Genomic DNA, 20,729 nt, shown 5'->3' on the forward strand with positions numbered 1-20,729 from the left:
ATATCATATATATGTCCTAGTATTACTATTTGTAAAAGTATGTCCGTTGGACTGACCTTTAAGTTAGAGGGGGGAAAATAATGAGTAATAATCGAGTTTCACGTCGTCAATTTCTAAGTTATACTCTTACTGGTGTAGGTGGATTTATGGCGGCAGGTATGCTAATGCCAATGCTTCGCTTTGCAATTGATCCTGTGCTACAAAAGCATGAGGGTGGGGATTTTGTAAAAACAGAGCATAAAATCGCTGACTTGACTGAAGAGCCTGTAAAAGTGGACTTTTCATATGAACAAGTGGATGCATGGTATAAATCACAGGTTACAGATGTAGCTTGGGTTTATAAAAGTGGCGATCAAATCATTGCCCTTTCACCTGTTTGTAAGCATTTAGGATGTATGGTTGACTGGAATGGAGATTCTGCACACCCAGGTCAATTCTTCTGTCCATGCCACGCAGGACGTTATGAGAAAAACGGGAAAAACATTGCAGGTACACCGCCTCTAGGTCCGTTGGATGAATTTGAAGTACAAGAACAAGATGGCTATTTAATGATTGGTCCAGCTAAAGCAAATTCTCTAGTTAAATAAGTAAGGGGGTACGACAACAGTGCTAAATAAAATTTATGATTGGGTCGATGAACGCCTAGATATTACACCGATTTGGCGTGATATTGCCGACCACGAAGTGCCAGAGCACGTTAACCCTGCACATCATTTTTCAGCATTCGTTTACTGCTTTGGTGGATTAACATTCTTCATCACAGTAATTCAAATTCTATCTGGTATGTTCCTAACAATGTACTATGTACCAGACGTTGTGAATGCCTGGAAATCAGTTTATTATTTACAAAACGAAGTAGCATTTGGTGAAATCGTACGCGGTATGCACCACTGGGGAGCTTCATTAGTTATCGTAATGATGTTCTTACATACACTTCGTGTATTCTTCACAGGTTCTTATAAAAAACCTCGTGAGTTAAACTGGATGGTTGGTGTAGGTATTTTTGGTGTAATGATGGGTCTTGGATTTACAGGATACTTATTACCATGGGATATGAAAGCATTATTCGCTACTAAAGTAGGTATCGAAATTGCAGCATCAGTACCGTTTATCGGTGGGATGATTAAAGTATTATTAGCGGGTGACACAACGATTCTTGGTGCTCAAACGTTAACTCGATTCTTTGCGATTCATGTATTCTTCTTACCTGCAGTATTGTTTGGGTTACTTGCAGCGCACTTTATCATGATTCGTCGTCAAGGAATTTCAGGACCGTTGTAATTGTCTTGACGGTTCGATGATCTTTAAAAGGAGGGGACACTATGCATCGCGGAAAAGGAATGAAATTTGTCGGCGATTCTCGTATTAAAGCGAATCACAGAATGCCGAACGTTCCAAAGGATTATTCCGAATATCCAGGTAAGACGGAAGCTTTCTGGCCGAACTTCTTACTGAAGGAATGGATGGTAGGTGCTGTATTTTTAATTGGATACTTATTATTAACTGTCGCTCACCCGTCACCACTTGAAGGGCCGGCAGATCCAACTAGAGCATATACACCACTACCGGACTGGTACTTCTTATTTATGTATCAACTTTTAAAATACTCATTTGCTTCTGGTCCATACAATGTAATCGGAGCTATTGTAATTCCAGGTCTTGCATTTGGAGCGCTATTATTAATGCCATTTTTAGACAAGGGTCCAGAACGTCGTCCATCTAAACGTCCATTGCCAACAGCGTTTATGTTATTAACTTTAGCTGCTATGTTCTACCTAACTTGGGAGTCAGTTGTTAACCACGACTGGGAAGCTCAAAAAGCTATGGGTGCAATCGTAGAAACAGTTGAATTCGATAAAGAATCAGAAGGTTATAAACTATACGCTGGTTCAGCTTGTATTACATGTCACGGTGAAGGCTTAGAAGGTGGAGCTGGTGCACCATCTCTAATGGACACTGGATTAACAGCTGATGAGATTAAGGACATTGCTCATAATGGTCGCGGTAACATGCCACCAGGATTATGGACAGGTTCAGATGAAGATCTTCAAAAACTTGCTGAATTCATCGAAAGCTTAAAAGCAGAGTAATAGTAAAAGAGTCAGGAAACTGGCTCTTTTTTTTCTACCTTGTTATACTATTGGGACTGGAAGCCATACAAAAAGGTTCCCTTGTATAAAGGATTTTAGCGAAAGATGTCGAAAAAACATTTATTCTTGAAACAAGTAAGCGAATTAAAACAATAAAATAACACATATTGATGGTGAGATACAATTGAATTGAAAGGTAGAGTAAAGCTCTAGAATTTCAGAACTATACATAAATAATGGATTGTTTTTATCGGAAGGAGTTAACATCGTGCAACTAACAAGAGCAAATATTTGGTACCTTCTGACCCATAAATCATTCTTGATAGTGCTGCTAATTATTAATCTACTAGGTACAATTTATGGCTATTATTGGTATGGGTGGCAGCTTGCCATTACAGAGCCTATTTTTTATATTTTTGTTCCAGATAGTCCGACAGCCAGTTTATTCTTTTGTTTTGTGTTAATTGCTTGGATTATGGGGAAAAGCTGGCCACTGATGGAAGTACTTGCCCTTGTTACGTTGGTGAAATATGGCTTATGGGCAGATGTGATGAATATTTGGACATTAATTGAAACAGGTTCTATTGGCTGGCAGGGGTGGATGCTAGTTGGTTCACATTTTGCCATGGCTGTACAAGCTGTACTATATATGAAGAAATATGTCTTCACTTATTGGCATGTTGTGATAGCAGCTGTTTGGACACTGCATAATGATGTCATTGACTATGTATTTGGGCAAATGCCGATGTATCGGGATTTAGCCAATTACACAAGCTATATAGGTTACTTTACATTCTGGTTATCAATTGCATGTATTTTACTTGCCATTTTCTCAATTAGGTGGCGCAAATATTTGCCGAATTAGGGTATAAATTATAGAATTATAGTATCGAGGTAGAAAGGGGTTAGAAAATTGTCAACGAGCATGTATATTGTTTATTTTGTGATTATTATGCTGCTTCCACTTTATGCTCAAATGAAGGTAAAGGGTACGTATAATAAATTTGCAAAGCAACGTACAATGAAGGGGCAAACTGGTGCAGAGGTAGCGCGTGCGATTTTAGATGCAAACGGCTTATATGATGTACGAGTTGTGCCAACACAAGGTGTGTTGTCTGATCATTATAATCCAGCAACCAAAACAGTGGCTTTATCAGAAAGTAACTTTTATGAAGCAAGTGTTGCAGGGGCTGCGGTTGCTGCCCATGAGGTAGGTCACGCCATCCAACATAAAGAAGCTTATTCCATGCTTACATTACGTAGTAAGCTAGTCCCAGTAGCAAATATTTCTTCTAATGCGTCTTGGATTTTCGTAATGATTGGTATTTTTGCAAGTAGTACGAATTTCTTGCTATTAGGTATCATATTATTAGCAGCAGGTGTTGTTTTCCAATTAGTGACACTTCCGGTGGAGTTTGATGCCTCAAAGCGAGCATTAGTTCAAATGAATTCACTTGGCATTATTACAAATGAAGAAGAACGACCAGCACGAAAAGTATTAAGTGCTGCAGCATTAACATATGTAGCAGCGGCAGCGGTAGCTGTACTAGAGTTATTACGTTTAATTTTAATTTTTACCAATATGCGTAGCGACGACTAAGAAAAAACTTGTTATAGTGGTACACCACTGTAACAAGTTTTTTATCTTCGTATGCTTAATGAAGGGGTTGCTTTTGATCGTCTAGTGTGAAGCCTTCTCCTGCCACATCTCGTACTTCAATGATGGAAACAAATGCGTGCGGATCAACTTCATGCACAATAGATTTTAACCGTACAACTTCATTGCGGCCAATTACACAATAAATAACCTCCTTAGGTTGTTTCGTAAAATGACCATGTCCTTCTAAAATGGTGATACCACGCTCCATTCGAAGAGCGATTGTTTCAGCAATGGCTCCAGACTTTTCTGATATGATAAGCGCACCACGAGCCGCATAAGCACCTTCTTGTACAAAGTCAATGACACGGGCTCCAACAAATACGGCTACTAATGTATACATCATGGAACGAGCATCCAAGAACGTCAGCCAAGAAAGAATGATGACGATGGCATCGAAGACAAACATGGTTTTCCCCATACTCCACCCAAAATATTTATGCCCTAGTCGTGCCAAAATATCGACACCACCTGTAGTGCCACCGAAACGAAAGACAATCCCAAGTCCCAATCCAACAAAGACACCAGCAAAAAGTGCTACAAGCAACATGTCATCCTCTAAATGGATGGTAAATTGATATTTTTGGAAAATTTTTAGAAAAAGAGATACGGATAAAGTGCCGACAAGCGTATAGACAAATGATTTTTTTCCAAGTAATCGATAACCTATGATAAACATGGGAATATTTAATAACAGGTTCATTAAGGCGGGGTCCCATCCTAATGTAAAATATAGTATGAGTGTAATCCCACTTAGTCCACCTTCACCCAGTTGATTTTGGATGTTGAAGTGAACAAAGCCGAAGCTGAAAACTGCTGCTCCGAGCATAATCGCGATAATATTACGTATTTTAATCTGTTTTAGCATTTGACCTCCTGTAGTTCCAAACAAATGAAGTAGTGTTATCTATTATCTGACATTTTATTGGTTTTGACAACAATGGTGTAAATTTTATACGATGGTAAATAGGAGTGTGATTTTTATGGCAGATCAACTAACAATGCAAGCTTTACAACAGCGTGTCGATGACTATATAGGACAATTTAAAGAAGGCTATTTTCCACCATTTGAATTACTTGCACGTCTAACAGAAGAATTAGGTGAACTTTCACGCGAAGTTCAGGATGTCTATGGACAGAAAAAGAAAAAGAGTACAGAGGATACAAACAGTATTGAAGAGGAACTAGGAGACTTTTTCTTTGTACTAGTCTGTTTTGCAAATGCCCAAGGTATTAAACTAGATGAAGCACTTTTACGCGTCATACATAAATTTGAAACTAGAGATAAGGATCGTTGGACTAGAAAGGATGAAGAATGATGTCGATTCGTGTAGCTATTGCGGGAGCAAGAGGAAAAATGGGAGCTGAGGCTGTACATACGGTCATGAAACATGACAAAATGGAATTAGTAGCTGTACTAGATTATAAGGAAGTAGGAAAAACTTTAGCTGATTTAGATATGTTTCCAGCAAGCTATACAGTGCCTATATTTACAGAAATGCATGATCTTGTAGAAGCAACTGCACCAGATGTACTAGTGGATTTAACTAATCCACATGCAGTCTACAAACATACAAAGGAAGCACTGAATTTAAATGTACGACCAGTAATTGGTACAACAGGATTTACAGATGCACAACTAGAGGAATTATCAGCCATGGCCAAAGAAAAAGAGTTAGGTTGCATTATTGCACCAAACTTTGCGATTGGTGCTATCCTAATGATGAAGTTTGCAAAAGAAGCAGCCAAATACTTACCAGATGTAGAGATTATAGAAATGCACCATGATCAGAAGCTTGATGCACCATCTGGGACAGCGGTGAAAACGGCACAGTTAATACAAGAGGTCCGTACGCCAAAGGCACAAGGACATCTAGAAGAGAAAGAAACCATTAAAGGTGCAAGAGGTGGAGATTTTGACGGTATGCGCATTCACTCCGTACGTTTACCTGGTTTAGTGGCACACCAGCAAGTATTATTTGGAGGGGATGGGCAGCTACTAACGATTCGCCATGATTCATTAAACCGTAATTCTTTTATGTCGGGTGTTGCATTTTGCATAGAAGAGGTTATGAAAATGGATCAGCTTGTTTATGGTTTAGAAAACATCATCTAAAGATTGGGATGGAAGCTATATGAAAATCGCATTGATTGCACATGATCGTAAAAAAGATAATTTAGTACAGTTTGCTATTGCTTACCAAAATATTTTACAAGAACACACACTATATGCTACCGGCACAACAGGACAACGTGTCATCGAAGCTACTGGTTTGGAAGTTACACGTTTTCGTTCAGGGCCACTTGGTGGCGACCAACAAATTGGCGCAATGATTGCCAATAATGATATGGACATGGTGATATTTTTCCGTGATCCTTTAACAGCACAACCACATGAGCCAGATGTTTCTGCACTAATCCGTCTTTGTGATGTTTACCAAGTGCCACTGGCAACAAATATGGGAACAGCAGAAATATTACTAAAAGGCCTACAGGAAGGCTTTGTGGATTGGAGACTGATACAAGAAAGACGCAATTAACAAAAGACGTGATTCAGAAAGGATGATCATCGAATGAAAAAGCTAAAAATAGGCATTACCTGTTATCCTACAGTTGGTGGCTCTGGTGTCATTGCAACAGAATTAGGCAAAATGCTTGCAGAAAGAGGACATGAAATTCATTTCATCACCTCAAGCGTACCATTTCGATTGAATAAAATTTATCCAACCGTCTTTTTCCATGAAGTCGAAGTTAATAATTATTCAGTATTTCAATATTCTCCATACGATATTGCATTAGCGAGTAAAATGGCAGACGTCATAAAGGATGAAGAGTTGGATGTGCTACATGTGCATTATGCCATCCCACATGCAGTATGTGCGGTGCTAGCACGTGAAATGAGCGGCCGAGACATTGGCATCGTTACAACCCTTCATGGCACAGATATATCGGTGCTTGGGCAAGATTCTACGCTCTCACAGGCCATAAAGTATGGGATTGATAAATCTGATATTGTGACTACCGTGTCACAGGCATTAAAAGAACAAACCTATGAACTGATTGATACAGTAAAACCAATTGAAACGATTTATAACTTTGTGGACGAACGCGAATACTTCCCACGAAATTCAGGAAACTTAAAAGAGCAATTTGGTATACAAGAAGATGAAAAAGTCCTCATTCATGTATCAAACTTCCGTAAAATAAAGAACCTTCCACACATTGTAGACGCCTTTATGAAAATCCGTGCCAACATGAAAGCAAAGCTCTTATTAGTAGGTGATGGCCCAGAAAAGCATCGTGTCATGGACCAAGTAAAAGGAAGTCCGTATATGAAGGATGTTTTATTTTTAGGGAAACAAGAAAACTTAGCTGAACTGTATGCGATTAGTGACCTTAAGCTATTATTATCACAGCAAGAATCGTTTGGACTGGTGTTATTAGAGGCAATGGCTTGTGGTGTACCTTGTATTGGAACAAATGTAGGTGGTATTCCAGAAGTCATTGAGCATGGTGTAGACGGCTATATCGTGGAATTAGGGGATACAGAGGCAGTTGCGGCGTATGCAACCCATTTATTGCAAGATGAGGAACAATTACTGCGCTTCCGAGAAGCGGCCATCCGTGCAGTAAGTGAAAAATTCCACTCATCCAAAATTGTGGAACAATATGAAAATCTGTACGAGAAGGTTGCGGAAAGAAATCATGCAAAACAATAAAGAATGGCAGGCAGCCTATTCAGTCATTGAACAATTAGATCAGGCGGGATTTGAAGCAGTTATTGTTGGTGGAGCTGTAAGAGATGCTTTACTCGATCGTCCTGCCCATGATGTAGATGTGGCTACTAATGCCTTGCCTGAAGAAGTAAAAACTGTGTTTCAAAAGACTGTAGATATTGGGATTCAGCATGGGACGGTACTTGTTATCGTACCCGCTGGACCTGTGGAAGTGACTACCTATCGGACAGATGGGGAATATACAGATCATCGAAGACCACAGAATGTCCATTTCGTTCGATCTCTAAAAGAGGATTTACAACGCCGAGATTTTACAATGAACGCCATTGCCATGCGGCGTGATGGCTCTTTTGTAGATTATTATGGTGGACAACAAGATATTGAAAAGCGCGTTATACGAGCGGTAGGAGAGGCAGAAAAACGGTTTGCAGAAGATGCTTTAAGGATGCTGCGAGCGATTCGCTTCTCTGCACAGCTTGATTTTACGATCGAGGCGAATACATTCGCAGCTATCCAGCAAAGGGCTGCTGATTTGGGCTTTATTGCAAAAGAACGCATTAAAGCAGAGCTTGATAAGCTTTGGGTAGGACAAACAGTTTTTGGGGGTATACAAAAACTAGAGGACAGTGGATTAACGGCCTATTTAACAGGTGATTTTCAAACTGCTCAATGGCATAATTTCCAAACAAAAGATGCCCTTCTTGGCTGGGCATACTTTGCCTTACTACAAGGAACAGCATGGCGTGAGGTAGTGCGCGATTATCGATTATCGAATAAGGAAATGGCGTTTATTAATTCCGTTTTAACCGCTTATGACGCTTTAAAAGATGGTTGGACAAATCGCCATTATTTTTACTACACAGAGCAAGAACTAGAGGCTGCACAATATTTTGCCCAACTTCGCCAATTAGACGCTTCGATACCTCAACAATCTATCCGAGAATTACAGGCAAAGCTACCGATTCAACATAAGCAAGAATTAGCGGTGAATGGGGCTGATTTACTGAAATGGTCTGGCAAAAAGGGTGGGCCGTGGGTAAAAGCCGCATTGGAGGATCTGCTGACAGCCATTCTTCATCATGAACTTCAAAATGATCGACAACAGATTAAAAGCTGGCTGGAGCAACAGGATCTTACTTAAAGCCGAATACATGATAGGTAAAAGCCGTCTCCTGAAATGGGAGACGGCTTCATTAAATTCCTATCGTTGGTGGTCATTTACGTTAATTTACAGTATGATTAAGACAAAATAAGTTACATAACAAGAGTACAGTTAACTAAAGGATTGATGTGAAGATGACAATTTCCATGAAGGACGAAATTTTAAAAAGAATATTGGCTGCTGATGGAGAAGCGGTTTCAGGTCAGGAATTAGCAGATTCTCTTGGTGTCTCAAGAACCGCTGTTTGGAAGCATATGCAAACATTACAAGAAGAAGGGTATACATTTGATACAATTAAGAAAAAGGGGTATGTATTGACAGGTGTACCAAATAGCTTGAGCCCCACACAGATTAAGCTTTTTTTAAAGACAGAGCATTTTGGACGTGAGATCCATTATTACGATGTAGTTGATTCAACACAAACAATTGCGCATAAGCTTGCACAGGAAGGAGCTCCACACGGTACAATTATTATTGGTGAGGAGCAAACAGCGGGGCGTGGTCGTATGGCTCGTCCTTGGGAGTCTGCACATGGGACAGGTATTTGGATGACCGTTATCGTTCGGCCAGATGTTACGCCCCAACAGGCCTCATCCTATACACTTGTGGTGGCAGTAGCTGTCACAATGGCCATTAAAACCTTATATAAACATGTAGAGCCAGCGATTAAATGGCCCAATGATTTATTGATTAATGGCAAAAAATGTACGGGGATTTTAACGGAAATGCAAGCAGAGGCGGATCTTGTGCAAGCTTTACTTGTTGGAATTGGCATAAATGCGAACCAAGCAGCAGCTGACTTTTCACCTGATATTGCGGATATTGCCACTTCATTACGATTAGAAGCTGGAGAAGAAATCAATCGTGCAGCACTTGTGGCCTCTATCTTACACTATTTAGAACAATTTACAGAACTATACGTTAAAGAAGGTTTTGCGAGTCTAAAGACATTATGGCAGCAAATGTCTTGTACAATTGGTCAACGTATAGAGGTAACGACGATACGCGAACGTTTTGAAGGGGTTGCCAGTGGCATTACAGACGATGGTGTTCTGCAATTGACACAGGACGATGGAACGGTTCGAACGATCTATGCAGGAGACATCAAAATATTATAAAAAAGAAGCTGCAAGTAACGTCCTGTACTTGCGGCTTCTCATGTTGTTGCAAAAAGATGATGTCAACGGCAGAAAAAGCAACTTTGCAAGGTGAGGGGTTGATTTCCGTTCCGCCAGCGTCCTTTCCAGGGGGCGTCCGATGAGCCGCTTCACTCACTTGCGTTCGCTCCAGGGTCTCATCTGTGACGCTAAATCCCCTAGGAGTGACCTGGCTCCACTCCAATCAACCATTCTGTAAAAGTGTCTTTGCTTTATCTTTCATACTGGCCGTAGCGAACAAAATAATCCATTATTTGTATTATTAGAGAATCGATAGACTTTTATTTTCAATGTGGGGAAGTTATGCGTATCAGCACCTCTTCATAAAGAGTCGTGAACACCTTCACTTTATTGGGAAACCTTTGCAAAAAGGTAACACTTTTGTAGGTTGAAGTGGAAGGCTACTTGACTCCCGTGGGATCGGCGCTCGCCCACAGGAAAGAAAGTAGCCTGCAACGGAAACCATTTTCACCTTTCACAAAAATTCTATTAATGGTTTTGTTTTTCAACAATATGAAAAGCTGCAAGTAACGTCCTGTACTTGCAGCTTCTTTTATAGTCTATTCTTTATTTTAGTGACACATCTATATCACCATGTGATAAGGAAACATTCAGTTGGTGCTGACCCTTCGTTACCTGAGTCACGGTGCCACTTTGTTCTTCATCATTAATGGTCACATCACCGAAGTCTGTTTTAAGAGCATAGCCTACATCACTTTGTTTGTTTTGTAAGTGAATCGTTGTATCGCCAAAACTAGAGGTAATGGTTGTTTGCCCATTTAATGTGCCATCTATATCGATATCTCCATGCTCGCTCTCAATAGTGAAGCCGTTACTAGTAAGTTTCTGAAGCGTCAAATCACCAAAGGACTGCCTAATCTCTGTTTTGTCACCCGTCGTGCTGTTGAAAGTAATATCTCCATAATCCTGGATGAGATTAAGCTGCTGATACTGGAGCCCATGAATGGCTGTATCGCCAAAATTACTGTCTATTACAATCGCCTCTATTTTTGTATCTTTTGGGACATAGAGTTTGATTGAAGGGGAAGAGAGGTTACCGAAGCCAAATTGAAAACCATCCTTTTTCTTTGCCATTGTTTCGATGGTTAAAGTTCCGTTATCAATATGATATGTTACATCTTCTTGCTCATGGACCTTTGTGTCTAATTTATAGTCACTATCACTTGCAACAATCTCCACATCTCCATAATCATTTACGATATTAATGCTTGTGAATGCATCTAAAGCATGAGACTGACTTATTAATTTAGTATTACTTGGGACATAAAGACCCTCTGAATCTTTAAGAATCAGCCAGCGACCCCCTGAAAAATAGCCAATCAATGCGAGTAGAATGCCTAATGCAATCATTGTCATGGCAATAAGGGTATTTTTTGACGTCATTTAGAAGTCCCCCTTTTTTTGCTTCTTTGTCATTTTATGGAATAGTCTACCTAATGTTTCAACAGAGACAACAACGGTTTTCTTGATAACACGAGCAACAACTGGGAACAGTAGGACACCTAAGCCCGTTACGATTAACCCGACACCCATAAAGAGCAGTGCGGTCGGCCAATGCTCTGTTAAAATTAAGAAACCTGAAATGATCGCCACAACGCCACCAGCAAAAATACTAATAACAGTTGCGACAATAGCAAAGATTAAGCTGATAATGACTGCGCCAAATGAAAAAATGAGTGCAATGGCTGTTGCAAGTAATGGCAATGATAGGGGCGCAGACAGTATAGCTAGAATAATGAGCCAAATGGCAGACATATTCTTTTTTGTTGATTTTGCCGAGGAGGTTTCTAAATCCTTTAATGCGAAATCAGCTAATATTTGTGAGGCGACGTGTGAAGGAGAGCCAAGTTGTGAAATGACCTGATGCTCGTTTTCCTCTCCAGCCTCCTCAAAGTATTCTTCATAATAGGCAAGCGCAGCGTCTAACTCATGCGCAGGAAGCCGACGTAATTTTCCTCGTAGCTGTTTCAAATAGCTTGCTCTATCCATCTAAATTCCCTCCTAAAAGTACACAATCAACCTTTTCCTTATACATTTGCCATTCTTTTAATAGCTCTAATAATCGTATACGTCCTTGCTCTGTAATTTGATAATAGCGTCTATTTCTACCTTGATAAGGTTGATCGTACGTTGTTAAGTAATGCGCTTTTTGTAAGCGGCGTAATACAGGATACAGTGTAGACTCTGAAATCTCCATGACTGATTGTACCTGCTGTGTTAAAGAATAACCGTAGGCGTCCTCTTTCTCGACAATAGCCAGTACACAAGCATCAAGTAAAGCTGAACCAAGCTGAAATGTCATCTTTTCACCTCACATGTAATACCTATACTTCATTTTATATTATATGACATATAGTATGTGGATAGTATATGACGTATAACATTGATTGTCAATTCTAAAAGAAAATTTTTTCCAATGTTGTTAGACGAAGATATTGTAAGAAAATAATATTTGAAGATTAATAGGAAAATCTGTTATAGTATGTGCGAAGGGCAGTATCCATTGTGAACGGCACCTTCAAAAACGCAATAGACTATACTATCAAATATCTGCCTTGATCTTTTAGACAGGGACGGAAGAAAACGATACGTTCAAATATAGCTTTCATTTTGTAAGCTATTGCCTCTTTCAGGGGTCTTTTTATCATTGAACGACACACTACCCTTCTGTCTGTTTTCGGCCAGAAGGGTTTTTCTGTTTTCTTCCTTTAAAAAAGGAGGACTACAAAATGAAAACGACAACAGATTTTTTAAAGATGAAAGCGGCAGGCGAGAAAATCGTGATGGTGACGGCCTATGATTATCCAGCTGCTAAATTCGCGGAAGAAGCTGGCGTTGAGATGATACTAGTCGGGGATTCACTTGGAATGGTCGTGCTTGGCTATGATTCTACAATGCCTGTAACTGTAGCGGATATGGTCCATCATGCAAAAGCAGTAAGACGAGGGGCAAAGGATACGTTTATAGTCGTTGATATGCCCTTTGGTTCTTATCATGGCGATGTCAATGAGACACTCAAAACAGCCATTGCGATGATGCAACAAACAGGAGCAGATGCTTTAAAGGTTGAGGGGGCAGGTGAAGTTATACCTGTCATTCGTAAATTAACGTCAGCTGGTATTCCAGTAGTAGCTCACTTAGGCTTGTTGCCTCAATCAGCGGGAGTGCTTGGTGGTTATAAGGTACAAGGAAAAACAGCTGAACAGGCTGCTACACTGCTTGAAGAAGCAAAACAATGCGAAGCGGCTGGAGCATGTGCAGTCGTGTTGGAATGTATCCCTCATCAGCTGACAGAAATTGTTTCAGCTAGTCTTGTTATTCCAACCATTGGCATAGGCGCTGGTATTGAGGCTGATGGACAAGTGCTGGTGTATCATGACATGCTAAGCTACGGTTCACACCATGTACCGAAATTTGTTCAACAATTTGCTGATATGGGCAAAGAAGCAAGCGCGGGGATGATGGGTTACGTAGAAGCAGTGAAAGCGGGTACTTTCCCAGCTCCAAAGCATTTCTTCACAATGAAAGAGGAAGCATTAGATCAGCTATATGGAGGCGTTAAATGATGAAAGTCATCACGACCATACAGGCATTAGCCACAGAAATTCAAGCAGCTAAGCATGCTCAAAAAACGATTGGACTTGTTCCGACAATGGGCTATTTACATGAAGGTCATTTAACATTAGCACAAACAGCTCGTGTAGAAAATGATGTCGTTGTGATGAGTATATTTGTCAACCCAACACAATTTGGGCCAAATGAGGATTTTGAAAGTTATCCTCGTGATTTGCCAAGAGATACTGCATTAGCTGAATCTGTGGGCGTTGATATTGTGTTCGCACCAAGTGTGGAAGAAATGTATCCTCAAGATGGAGGGATTCGTCTACATGCAGGTGAGCAGGCTTCCATTCTTTGTGGTGCAAGTCGTCCTGGTCATTTTGATGGCGTTTTACAGGTTGTCTCTAAATTATTTCATTTAACACTGCCAACAAGAGCTTATTTCGGTCAAAAAGATGCACAGCAGGTTGCGATTATTGCGACAATGGTACGTGATTTTAATTTCCCTTTAGAAATGCGTGTTGTCCCAATTGTACGCGAGGAGGACGGTTTAGCGAAATCTTCTCGTAATGTCTATTTAAGTGAGTCAGAGCGACAAGAGGCTCCAGCAATCAATGAAGCATTACAGTTGGCTCGCGATAGCTTTTTAGCGAATGGTGATGCTGATAAAGCACTTGCAAAAGCAAAAGCTCATATTCATGCAAGAACACATGGCCGCATTGATTATATTGAATTATTAACATATCCAGATTTAACACCAGTGACAACTGCAACTCAGCAAGTTCTGTTGGCAGCAGCTGTTTATATAGGTAAAACACGTTTAATCGATAATTGTATTTTTACTGTGAAAGAGGGACTATAGTATGTTACGTATGATGATGAATAGTAAAATCCACCGTGCAACAGTGACACAGGCAGATTTAAACTATGTAGGCTCCATAACAATAGATGAAGATATTTTAGATGCAGTAGGTATGCTGGCAAACGAAAAAGTACATGTTGTTAATAACAATAATGGCGCTCGTTTTGAAACATATATTATAGCTGGTGAACGAGGATCAGGTGTCATTTGTGTTAATGGCGCAGCAGCAAGACTTGTGCAGCGTGGTGATATTGTCATTATTATTTCCTATGTGTATGTGGATAATCATGAGGCAAAAGACCATCAACCAACTGTAGCCATCATGGGAGAGGGCAATACAATTAAGGAAATGATCGCACACGAGCCAGAAGCAACTGTGATGTGAATTCAGCCATAGAATAAATTAATACTAGAGAGGAGGATGGCAAAGCATAGCCAATCCTCCTTTTTTGCGATTACGTTTATATCAAAAGTTACTGGCAAAAATTTGCTTTTATTACTATTAAACTAGTTAACAAAATTATAATTTTACAAATGTTCTAGTATTTTGCGTCATATTTATGTAGAATTTAGTTGTTAGTACATCATTTTACTAGTGGAGGTATCATTTGTCATGGAAAATAAACGTAACAAATTTTTAACAGTAACTGCAGCAGCATTGGCTGTAACAGCGGTAGCGGTAGTACCAGCATCAGCAGCAAGTCCTTTTTCGGATGTAAAGGAAAGTCATGCAGATTTTGAAGGCATTTCTACACTTTATGCAGCAGGGATTATTAGTGGTTACCCAGATGGTACATTCAAACCAGATACAAATGTCACACGTGGACAAGCGGCAAAAATGATTGCAGGCGCATTAAAATTGGATACAAAAGAAGTAGAGGATCCAAAATTTACGGATATTAGTGCATCAAATCCTTATTATGGCTCAATTGCAGCCCTTGTAGGATTAAATGTCATTACAGGCTATGGAGATAATACTTTCCGTCCAAACCAAACAATTACACATGGTGATTTAGCAAAAATTTTAGCATCTATCCCAACATTACCAGAGCTAGAAAGTGCAAAAAATCATGAGGCTAGTGAAAAAGTTACACGTGGACAACTGGCAACATTCATTGCTGAGGCTCTAACAAAATCAAACCCAGAAACACCAGAGACTCCAGAAACACCAGAGACTCCTGAAACACCAGCAGATGCATTCTCATTATCGATTTTACATGTGAATGATACACATGCTCGTGCAGATAAATTACCAAAATTAGCAACAGCAGTTAAAGAACAACGTGAAACGAAGAAAAATGTTTTAACATTACATGCTGGTGACGCATTTAGTGGTACACTATACTTCAACGAGTTCCATGGAAAAGCAGACCTAGCACTATTAAATGAAATTGGCTTTGATGCGATGGTATTTGGTAACCATGAATTTGATTTAGGCTCATCACCAGAAGGTCATCAAGCATTAGCGGATTTTGTTAAAGGCGCTAAATTCCCATTTGTAGATGCTAATACTGATTTCTCAGCAGATGCTAAATTCACAGGTTTATTTACAGATTTAGTTTCAAGTGAGCCTGAGAATGGTAAAATCTATTCTGGTATTGTGAAAGAAATTGATGGAGAAAAAGTAGGTATTTTCGGCTTAACGACTGAGGAAACGATGGATATTGCTTCTCCTGATAAAATAACATTTACAAATTATATTGATGAAGCGAAAAAAGCAGTGGCAGCCTTTGAAGGAATGGGTGTCAACAAAATTATCGCTTTAACACATATTGGCTATAATGATAATCCAAATGTAGATAATGATATTTTATTAGCTAAAAATGTACCAGGTATTGATGTCATCGTCGGTGGCCATGACCATACAAAATTAGAAAAACCATTTGTTGTGGATACAAATACAGTTGGTGAAGCAAAAGATGCTACATTAATCGTACAAGCTAATGAATATGTAAATTACTTAGGTACACTTGATGTAACATTTGATGGAAAAGGCATTGTCACTAAGTATGAAGGAGAATTAATCGATCTTGGTAAAGTTGTAGAAGATGAAGCGTTAGTGAAAATCCTTGAGCCATTTACAGCAAAAGTAAATGAAGTTAGCAACAAGGAGATCGGTGTAAAAATTACTGAGGAATTAGCTAATCCTCGTGCAACTGAAGACAATCTGAACAGTGTTCGTAGCAATGAAACAGCTTTAGGTAATATCATTACAGACGGTATGCTAGCAAAAGCACAAAAATATACTGATAAAACGGTTGTAATGGCATTACAAAATGGCGGTGGTATTCGTGCTGCAATTCCAGCGGGCAATATTTCAGTTGGTCAAGTGATTACAGTATTACCATTTGGTAACACTTTAGCATTAATGGATGTTACAGGTGCAGAGCTTAAAGCAGCATTTGAAGTATCCCTGAAAAATGCGCCAAAAGAAAACGGTGGCTTCTTACACATTGGTGGAGCAAAACTACAATATGACTCTTCAAAAGAAGTTGGCTCACGTGTTGTTTCCATCGAATATTTAGATAAAGCGACTGGTAAATATGTTGCTTTAGAAGATGGTAAAACGTATACAGTGGCGACTAATGCCTTCACAGCTAAAGGTGGAGACGGCTTTGATATGTTTGCTAAAGCATATGAAGAAGGTCGTGTTACAGATTTAGGCTTATCTGATTGGGAAAACCTTCAAGAGCAATTACTATCACTTAAAGAAGTGAAAACAACAACAGAAGGTCGTATTGTTGATGTAGCAAAAAAACAATAAGCGTAACGTTGTTTGAGTAAGCATTCCATAACGATTCCACAACGCAACCTTAGGGGATTGATTTCTCCAAGGTTGCGTTTTTTGTATGGATGCGGTGATTCAACAAAGAGGAGAAAGGATGCCGCAAAGCCAATAATATGATAAAATTCAACTTATCTAATGTGAACTGTGAGTTGAGATGTATGATGGAAAGTCAAAAATATGCAATTGTAGATTTGGAGACAACTGGTCATTCACCAGCCAATGGGGACCGGATGATTCAAATTGCCATTGTTATTATGAAGGATTGGGAAATTGAGCGTACCTATACGAAGTTCATAAATCCAGGGAAAGCTATTCCCACTTTCATTCAAGATTTAACGCATATAACGAATGAGGATGTAAAGGATGCCTTCCCATTTGAAGCGCATGCGGATTACATATATGAGCTACTTGCTGACTGTGTATTTGTTGCACATAATGCAGATTTTGACTTATCCTTTTTACAAGCAGAGTTTAAACGTGCTGGACTACCGAAATGGCAAGGTAAAAAAATGGATACGGTGGAGCTAGCTAAAATTTTGTTCCCTATGTCCCTTGGTTTTAAGCTAGGGGATTTAGCGGCCGATTTAAATATTGAGTTAGCAAATGCCCATCGAGCGGATGACGATGCTCGCGCGACAGCGGAGCTATTCAAGCATTGCTGGAAGGAGCTACTAAGTTTACCACAGCTTACACTTGAACAGATGCATAAGCGTTCCTTTCGCTTAAAATCAAATATTTCTCAGCTTTTTTTTGAGGCGTTGCAAATTAAGCGCCAGCATACGACGGGCCGCGAAAATGTACATTATTACCGTAATTTTGCGATTGGCAATGGCCGAAATAAGCATGAGCATGTGACAGAAACGATTGCCTACCCTCAATCAGTAGATGAGAAAATAACTTTAATGTCAAAGGCACTACCAAATTTTGAGGAACGTCCTGCACAATTTGACATGATGGACACGATTTGGCGGGCATTACATGAACAACAGGAGTGCGTGATTGAAGCTTCTACAGGTATTGGTAAAACTGCTGGCTATTTACTTTCAGCCATCTTATTTGCCCGTGCTGTCAATAAAAAGATTGCCATCAGTACGTATACTTCCTATTTACAAGAACAGCTTGTAGAAGAAGAGCTACCAAAGATTGAAAAAATCCTTGGGACAAAGGTGAATTTGTGTGTGTTGAAGGGAATGCAGCATTATATTGATCTCGATCGCTTTGAGCAATGTATGGCATATGCTGATGAATCCTATGATGATACATTTACTATTTTACAAATACTTGTGTGGTTGACCAAAACAGAGACTGGTGTGTTGAGCGAGCTCAATGTTTCTGGTGGCGGACAACTGTTTTTAGAGAAAATCCGAAAAATACCGAATGACAAGCCTTCAAAGGGCTTTGATTTCTATGAGCAAGCTTTAAAGAACAGTGCAGTTGCTGACTGTATTGTAACGAATCATGCCATGGTTTTAAGTGATTTAGTGCGTCAAACACCACTTTTTACAGAAATAGATGGCTGGATTATTGACGAGGCGCATCAATTTATTCAGGCTGCTATGCAGCAGGATGAAGTAGTCTTCTCCTATACACAATGGAAGTATATTTTTGGACAAATTGGTACGATGGAGGACACGGCTCTATTTCAACAGTTTTGCCAGGCAGCGAAGAAAAAACAGCGAGTAGCCATGCAAAATTTACAGCATCTTGATGCACAATTCATACGTTTGCAACGGACATTTGATGAAACAATCCAGAGAACTATTCAAAAATTGCAACAGCAAATGAAAGGGAAACAAGCAGGTAGTAAATGCACCTTGTTTTTAGAGGATGTTTCATTTGCGAAAGAAACGTTTGCACAAGTAAGCAAACTAACCCAGCAATGGCTGGATCTCGCTACTAGCATTACACAGTCGTTCGAAAATGCGATTGAGCAGCTAGATAAAAACGATCAATATGTATTATCTGAATGGCAATATTGGATTCGAGAAGTGAAGATAAAAATTGCTGAATGGGACGATATTTTTCTGTCACCACAGGAAGGCAATTCTGTTTGGTTAGAATTTGATGTACGGAGTGTCCCTGGCAGTCTCCATGTTTTTAAGAAGCCTGTCAATGTGACGCCGATAATTGAACAAGTATTAGCACCATTACGTCAGCAAGCTAGTATTGTTTGGACATCAGGCACATTAACGGTACCAGGCAATGAGCGCTTTGTTACACGCCAGTTAGGCATTTCTGATAATGTTAAAGTCTTGAAACTACAAGCTCCGCCAGCCTACTATGCTGGGGCTAAGGCATTTATCGTCACCGATATGCCAGATATTCAGCATGTCAGCCAAGAAGAATACATTGAGGCTGTTGCCCATGCAATTACGCGGACTGTTCGAATGACAGAAGGGCGTTGCTTTGTACTCTTTACAGCACAGGATATGCTACGAAAAACAGTTGAGCTTATCCAAGATAGTGAACTATTAGATGATTACATGCTATTTGCACAAGGTGTTACAGGCGGTAGCCGTATGCGCATTCTAAAATCCTTCCAAAAATTTAGTCATGCCGTTCTATTTGGCACAAACAGTTTTTGGGAGGGGGTAGATGTTCCAGGAGATGCACTTGCCTCTGTTATTGTCGTACGATTACCATTTTCTTCACCAGAAGAGCCTGTTTTTAAGGCGAGGGCAAAGCATCTAACTACTCTAGGCCGCAATTCCTTTACTGAGCTTTCCTTACCAGAAGCGATCATGAGGTTTAAGCAAGGCTTTGGTCGATTAATACGTTCTTCGCAGGATAAAGGAGCTTTTATTGTCCTAGACCGACGAATTACTAGTAAGTCATATGGGAAAGAGTTTATTAAGGCATTACCACCTATCGATGTAAAGAAATTGCAGCTACCCGAATTGTTAAAGGAACTAAATCATTGGCAAAAATAGCAGAAACCCCTTTTAGCATTGCTAGAAGGGGTTTTTACGTATTGTATAAGCGTTTAAAGAAAGGCAATTGCTAGTATGATTCTCATTGCTTGTTTTTAGTTTGCTCATCAAAAAGGTTAGCATTACGAACGATTTCTGTAATATATTTCATAGTGATTGCCGTTGCTTGGTTGGCATCATAACTTTTGCGATTATTCAATAGGTTTGTAAACATACCTTGCCAAATTAATAGTGTAATTTCATTGATGGCATCAACATTGCCTTCAGTTAAGTAGCCTTCTTTTAAAGCGATCTCTAACATAGAACGCCCTCGTTTCGTTAGGCTGTGTTGAAATAAAATGGTCTTTAAATCATCAGGGATATTGATTAAATCATTGGGGTAAAAATTATAATAATTTTCCAATAGTGCTTCTGGTGTTTCCCCTAAATCCATGATAAAGACTGCGTGAAAAATCTGAGGTTGTTTGAAGGAATATTGACAAAAGCACTCCCAAGCCAATAAGTATTTTTCAATAGGATCTTTGCCTCTTTCTATGTAGCGAGCAACTTCGTTGGTATAGTCTTGCATGCATCTCATCGATGCAAAAAATAGAAGATGCGAGACTTCTGAAAAATAATTGTAGATAGTAGCACTGTTGTAACCTGCTTTATCAGCAACCTTTCGGATTGTGACATTTTCCAGCCCTTCTTCTTCGATGATTTCCGCAGTGGCATCTACAAAGTATTTCCACATACGACTCCTTTGTATTTCCTTTTTCTTCAAAGTA

Annotated in this window: 21 protein-coding genes; 16 read left to right on the forward strand and 5 right to left on the reverse strand. The window is 39.6% G+C overall.

The features are described from left to right. Positions 1–80: 80 nt before the first annotated feature. The 5 genes from BFM98_RS13250 (at position 81) to BFM98_RS13270 (ending at position 3,690) form a co-directional block, all read left to right on the forward strand. Positions 81–587 carry a QcrA and Rieske domain-containing protein gene (locus BFM98_RS13250; protein ID WP_004232660.1) on the forward strand — a complete coding sequence of 169 codons (507 nt, stop codon included), beginning with the start codon at positions 81–83 and terminating at the stop codon, positions 585–587. A 19-nt stretch (positions 588–606) separates the two neighbouring features. Further along, positions 607–1,281 carry a menaquinol-cytochrome c reductase cytochrome b subunit gene (gene qcrB / locus BFM98_RS13255; RefSeq protein WP_004232663.1) on the forward strand — a complete coding sequence of 225 codons (675 nt, stop codon included), beginning with the start codon at positions 607–609 and terminating at the stop codon, positions 1,279–1,281. A gap of 41 nt (positions 1,282–1,322) precedes the next feature. Continuing rightward, a complete protein-coding gene (locus BFM98_RS13260; protein WP_066037625.1) occupies positions 1,323–2,090 on the forward strand; it encodes a menaquinol-cytochrome c reductase cytochrome b/c subunit in 768 nt (255 codons plus the stop codon). Positions 2,091–2,358: 268 nt separating this feature from the next. Beyond that, positions 2,359–2,955, forward strand: coding sequence for a lipoprotein heptaprenylglyceryl N-acetyltransferase LhaT (lhaT, locus tag BFM98_RS13265; protein WP_048389842.1), 597 nt, complete (start codon positions 2,359–2,361; stop codon positions 2,953–2,955). A gap of 60 nt (positions 2,956–3,015) precedes the next feature. Beyond that, positions 3,016–3,690 (forward strand): zinc metallopeptidase, encoded by a 675-nt coding sequence (locus BFM98_RS13270; protein ID WP_036077718.1) that lies wholly within the window; start codon positions 3,016–3,018, stop codon positions 3,688–3,690. Positions 3,691–3,745: 55 nt separating this feature from the next. Here the strand turns inward: BFM98_RS13270 and BFM98_RS13275 are convergent, their stop codons facing one another. Beyond that, positions 3,746–4,615 (reverse strand): YitT family protein, encoded by an 870-nt coding sequence (locus tag BFM98_RS13275; RefSeq protein WP_004232676.1) that lies wholly within the window; start codon positions 4,613–4,615, stop codon positions 3,746–3,748. Positions 4,616–4,730: 115 nt separating this feature from the next. Here BFM98_RS13275 and BFM98_RS13280 point away from each other — a divergent pair, with 115 nt between their 5' ends. From BFM98_RS13280 to BFM98_RS13305, 6 genes are all read left to right on the forward strand, one after another. Continuing rightward, a complete protein-coding gene (locus BFM98_RS13280; protein WP_036077682.1) occupies positions 4,731–5,066 on the forward strand; it encodes a nucleotide pyrophosphohydrolase in 336 nt (111 codons plus the stop codon). Further along, entirely contained in the window at positions 5,066–5,863 is a 798-nt protein-coding gene (gene dapB, locus BFM98_RS13285; protein WP_004232679.1) for a 4-hydroxy-tetrahydrodipicolinate reductase, read from the forward strand. The genes BFM98_RS13280 and dapB overlap by 1 nt, the downstream gene beginning before the upstream one ends. Before the next feature lie 19 nt (positions 5,864–5,882). Beyond that, positions 5,883–6,287, forward strand: a complete 405-nt coding sequence (mgsA, locus tag BFM98_RS13290; protein ID WP_004232690.1) for a methylglyoxal synthase — start codon at positions 5,883–5,885, stop codon at positions 6,285–6,287. 33 nt (positions 6,288–6,320) lie between these two features. Further along, a complete protein-coding gene (gene bshA / locus BFM98_RS13295) occupies positions 6,321–7,466 on the forward strand; it encodes an N-acetyl-alpha-D-glucosaminyl L-malate synthase BshA (protein ID WP_004232695.1) in 1,146 nt (381 codons plus the stop codon). Then, complete coding sequence (locus tag BFM98_RS13300) at positions 7,453–8,625, forward strand: CCA tRNA nucleotidyltransferase (protein ID WP_066037626.1); 1,173 nt, start codon at positions 7,453–7,455, stop codon at positions 8,623–8,625. The genes bshA and BFM98_RS13300 overlap by 14 nt, the downstream gene beginning before the upstream one ends. A 155-nt stretch (positions 8,626–8,780) precedes the next feature. Then, a complete protein-coding gene (locus tag BFM98_RS13305; RefSeq protein ID WP_054550716.1) occupies positions 8,781–9,764 on the forward strand; it encodes a biotin--[acetyl-CoA-carboxylase] ligase in 984 nt (327 codons plus the stop codon). A 606-nt stretch (positions 9,765–10,370) separates the two neighbouring features. Here BFM98_RS13305 and BFM98_RS13315 read toward each other — a convergent pair. From BFM98_RS13315 to BFM98_RS13325, 3 genes are read right to left on the reverse strand one after another with little or no spacing between them, the layout of a single operon-like run. Further along, the gene (locus BFM98_RS13315) at positions 10,371–11,207 is read right to left on the reverse strand and encodes a DUF4097 family beta strand repeat-containing protein (protein ID WP_066037627.1); all 837 of its coding nucleotides are present in this window, start codon (positions 11,205–11,207) and stop codon (positions 10,371–10,373) included. Next, positions 11,208–11,813: a DUF1700 domain-containing protein gene (locus BFM98_RS13320; protein WP_066037628.1), complete on the reverse strand. Its 606-nt coding sequence runs from the start codon at positions 11,811–11,813 to the stop codon at positions 11,208–11,210. It abuts the gene before it with no gap. Beyond that, the gene (locus BFM98_RS13325) at positions 11,806–12,126 is read right to left on the reverse strand and encodes a PadR family transcriptional regulator (protein ID WP_004232706.1); all 321 of its coding nucleotides are present in this window, start codon (positions 12,124–12,126) and stop codon (positions 11,806–11,808) included. The genes BFM98_RS13320 and BFM98_RS13325 overlap by 8 nt, the downstream gene beginning before the upstream one ends. A 427-nt stretch (positions 12,127–12,553) precedes the next feature. On the opposite strand from BFM98_RS13325, the gene panB reads away from it, so the two are divergent. The 5 genes from panB to dinG all read left to right on the forward strand — a co-directional run bounded on the left by panB (position 12,554) and on the right by dinG (position 19,962). Next, the gene (gene panB / locus BFM98_RS13330) at positions 12,554–13,390 is read left to right on the forward strand and encodes a 3-methyl-2-oxobutanoate hydroxymethyltransferase (protein ID WP_066037629.1); all 837 of its coding nucleotides are present in this window, start codon (positions 12,554–12,556) and stop codon (positions 13,388–13,390) included. Beyond that, positions 13,390–14,244, forward strand: a complete 855-nt coding sequence (gene panC / locus BFM98_RS13335; RefSeq protein ID WP_066037736.1) for a pantoate--beta-alanine ligase — start codon at positions 13,390–13,392, stop codon at positions 14,242–14,244. The genes panB and panC overlap by 1 nt, the downstream gene beginning before the upstream one ends. A gap of 1 nt (position 14,245) precedes the next feature. Continuing rightward, positions 14,246–14,629, forward strand: a complete 384-nt coding sequence (gene panD / locus BFM98_RS13340; protein WP_009370842.1) for an aspartate 1-decarboxylase — start codon at positions 14,246–14,248, stop codon at positions 14,627–14,629. 228 nt (positions 14,630–14,857) lie between these two features. Then, positions 14,858–17,008, forward strand: coding sequence for a 5'-nucleotidase C-terminal domain-containing protein (locus tag BFM98_RS13345; protein WP_066037630.1), 2,151 nt, complete (start codon positions 14,858–14,860; stop codon positions 17,006–17,008). Positions 17,009–17,190: 182 nt separating this feature from the next. Continuing rightward, complete coding sequence (gene dinG / locus BFM98_RS13350; RefSeq protein ID WP_066037631.1) at positions 17,191–19,962, forward strand: ATP-dependent DNA helicase DinG; 2,772 nt, start codon at positions 17,191–17,193, stop codon at positions 19,960–19,962. 82 nt (positions 19,963–20,044) lie between these two features. Here dinG and BFM98_RS13355 read toward each other — a convergent pair whose 3' ends face one another. After that, positions 20,045–20,695, reverse strand: a complete 651-nt coding sequence (locus BFM98_RS13355; RefSeq protein ID WP_054550961.1) for a TetR/AcrR family transcriptional regulator — start codon at positions 20,693–20,695, stop codon at positions 20,045–20,047. Positions 20,696–20,729 lie beyond the last annotated feature (34 nt).

Source organism: Lysinibacillus sp. AR18-8, assembly GCF_001705465.1.
Lineage (GTDB): Bacteria > Bacillota > Bacilli > Bacillales_A > Planococcaceae > Lysinibacillus > Lysinibacillus capsici.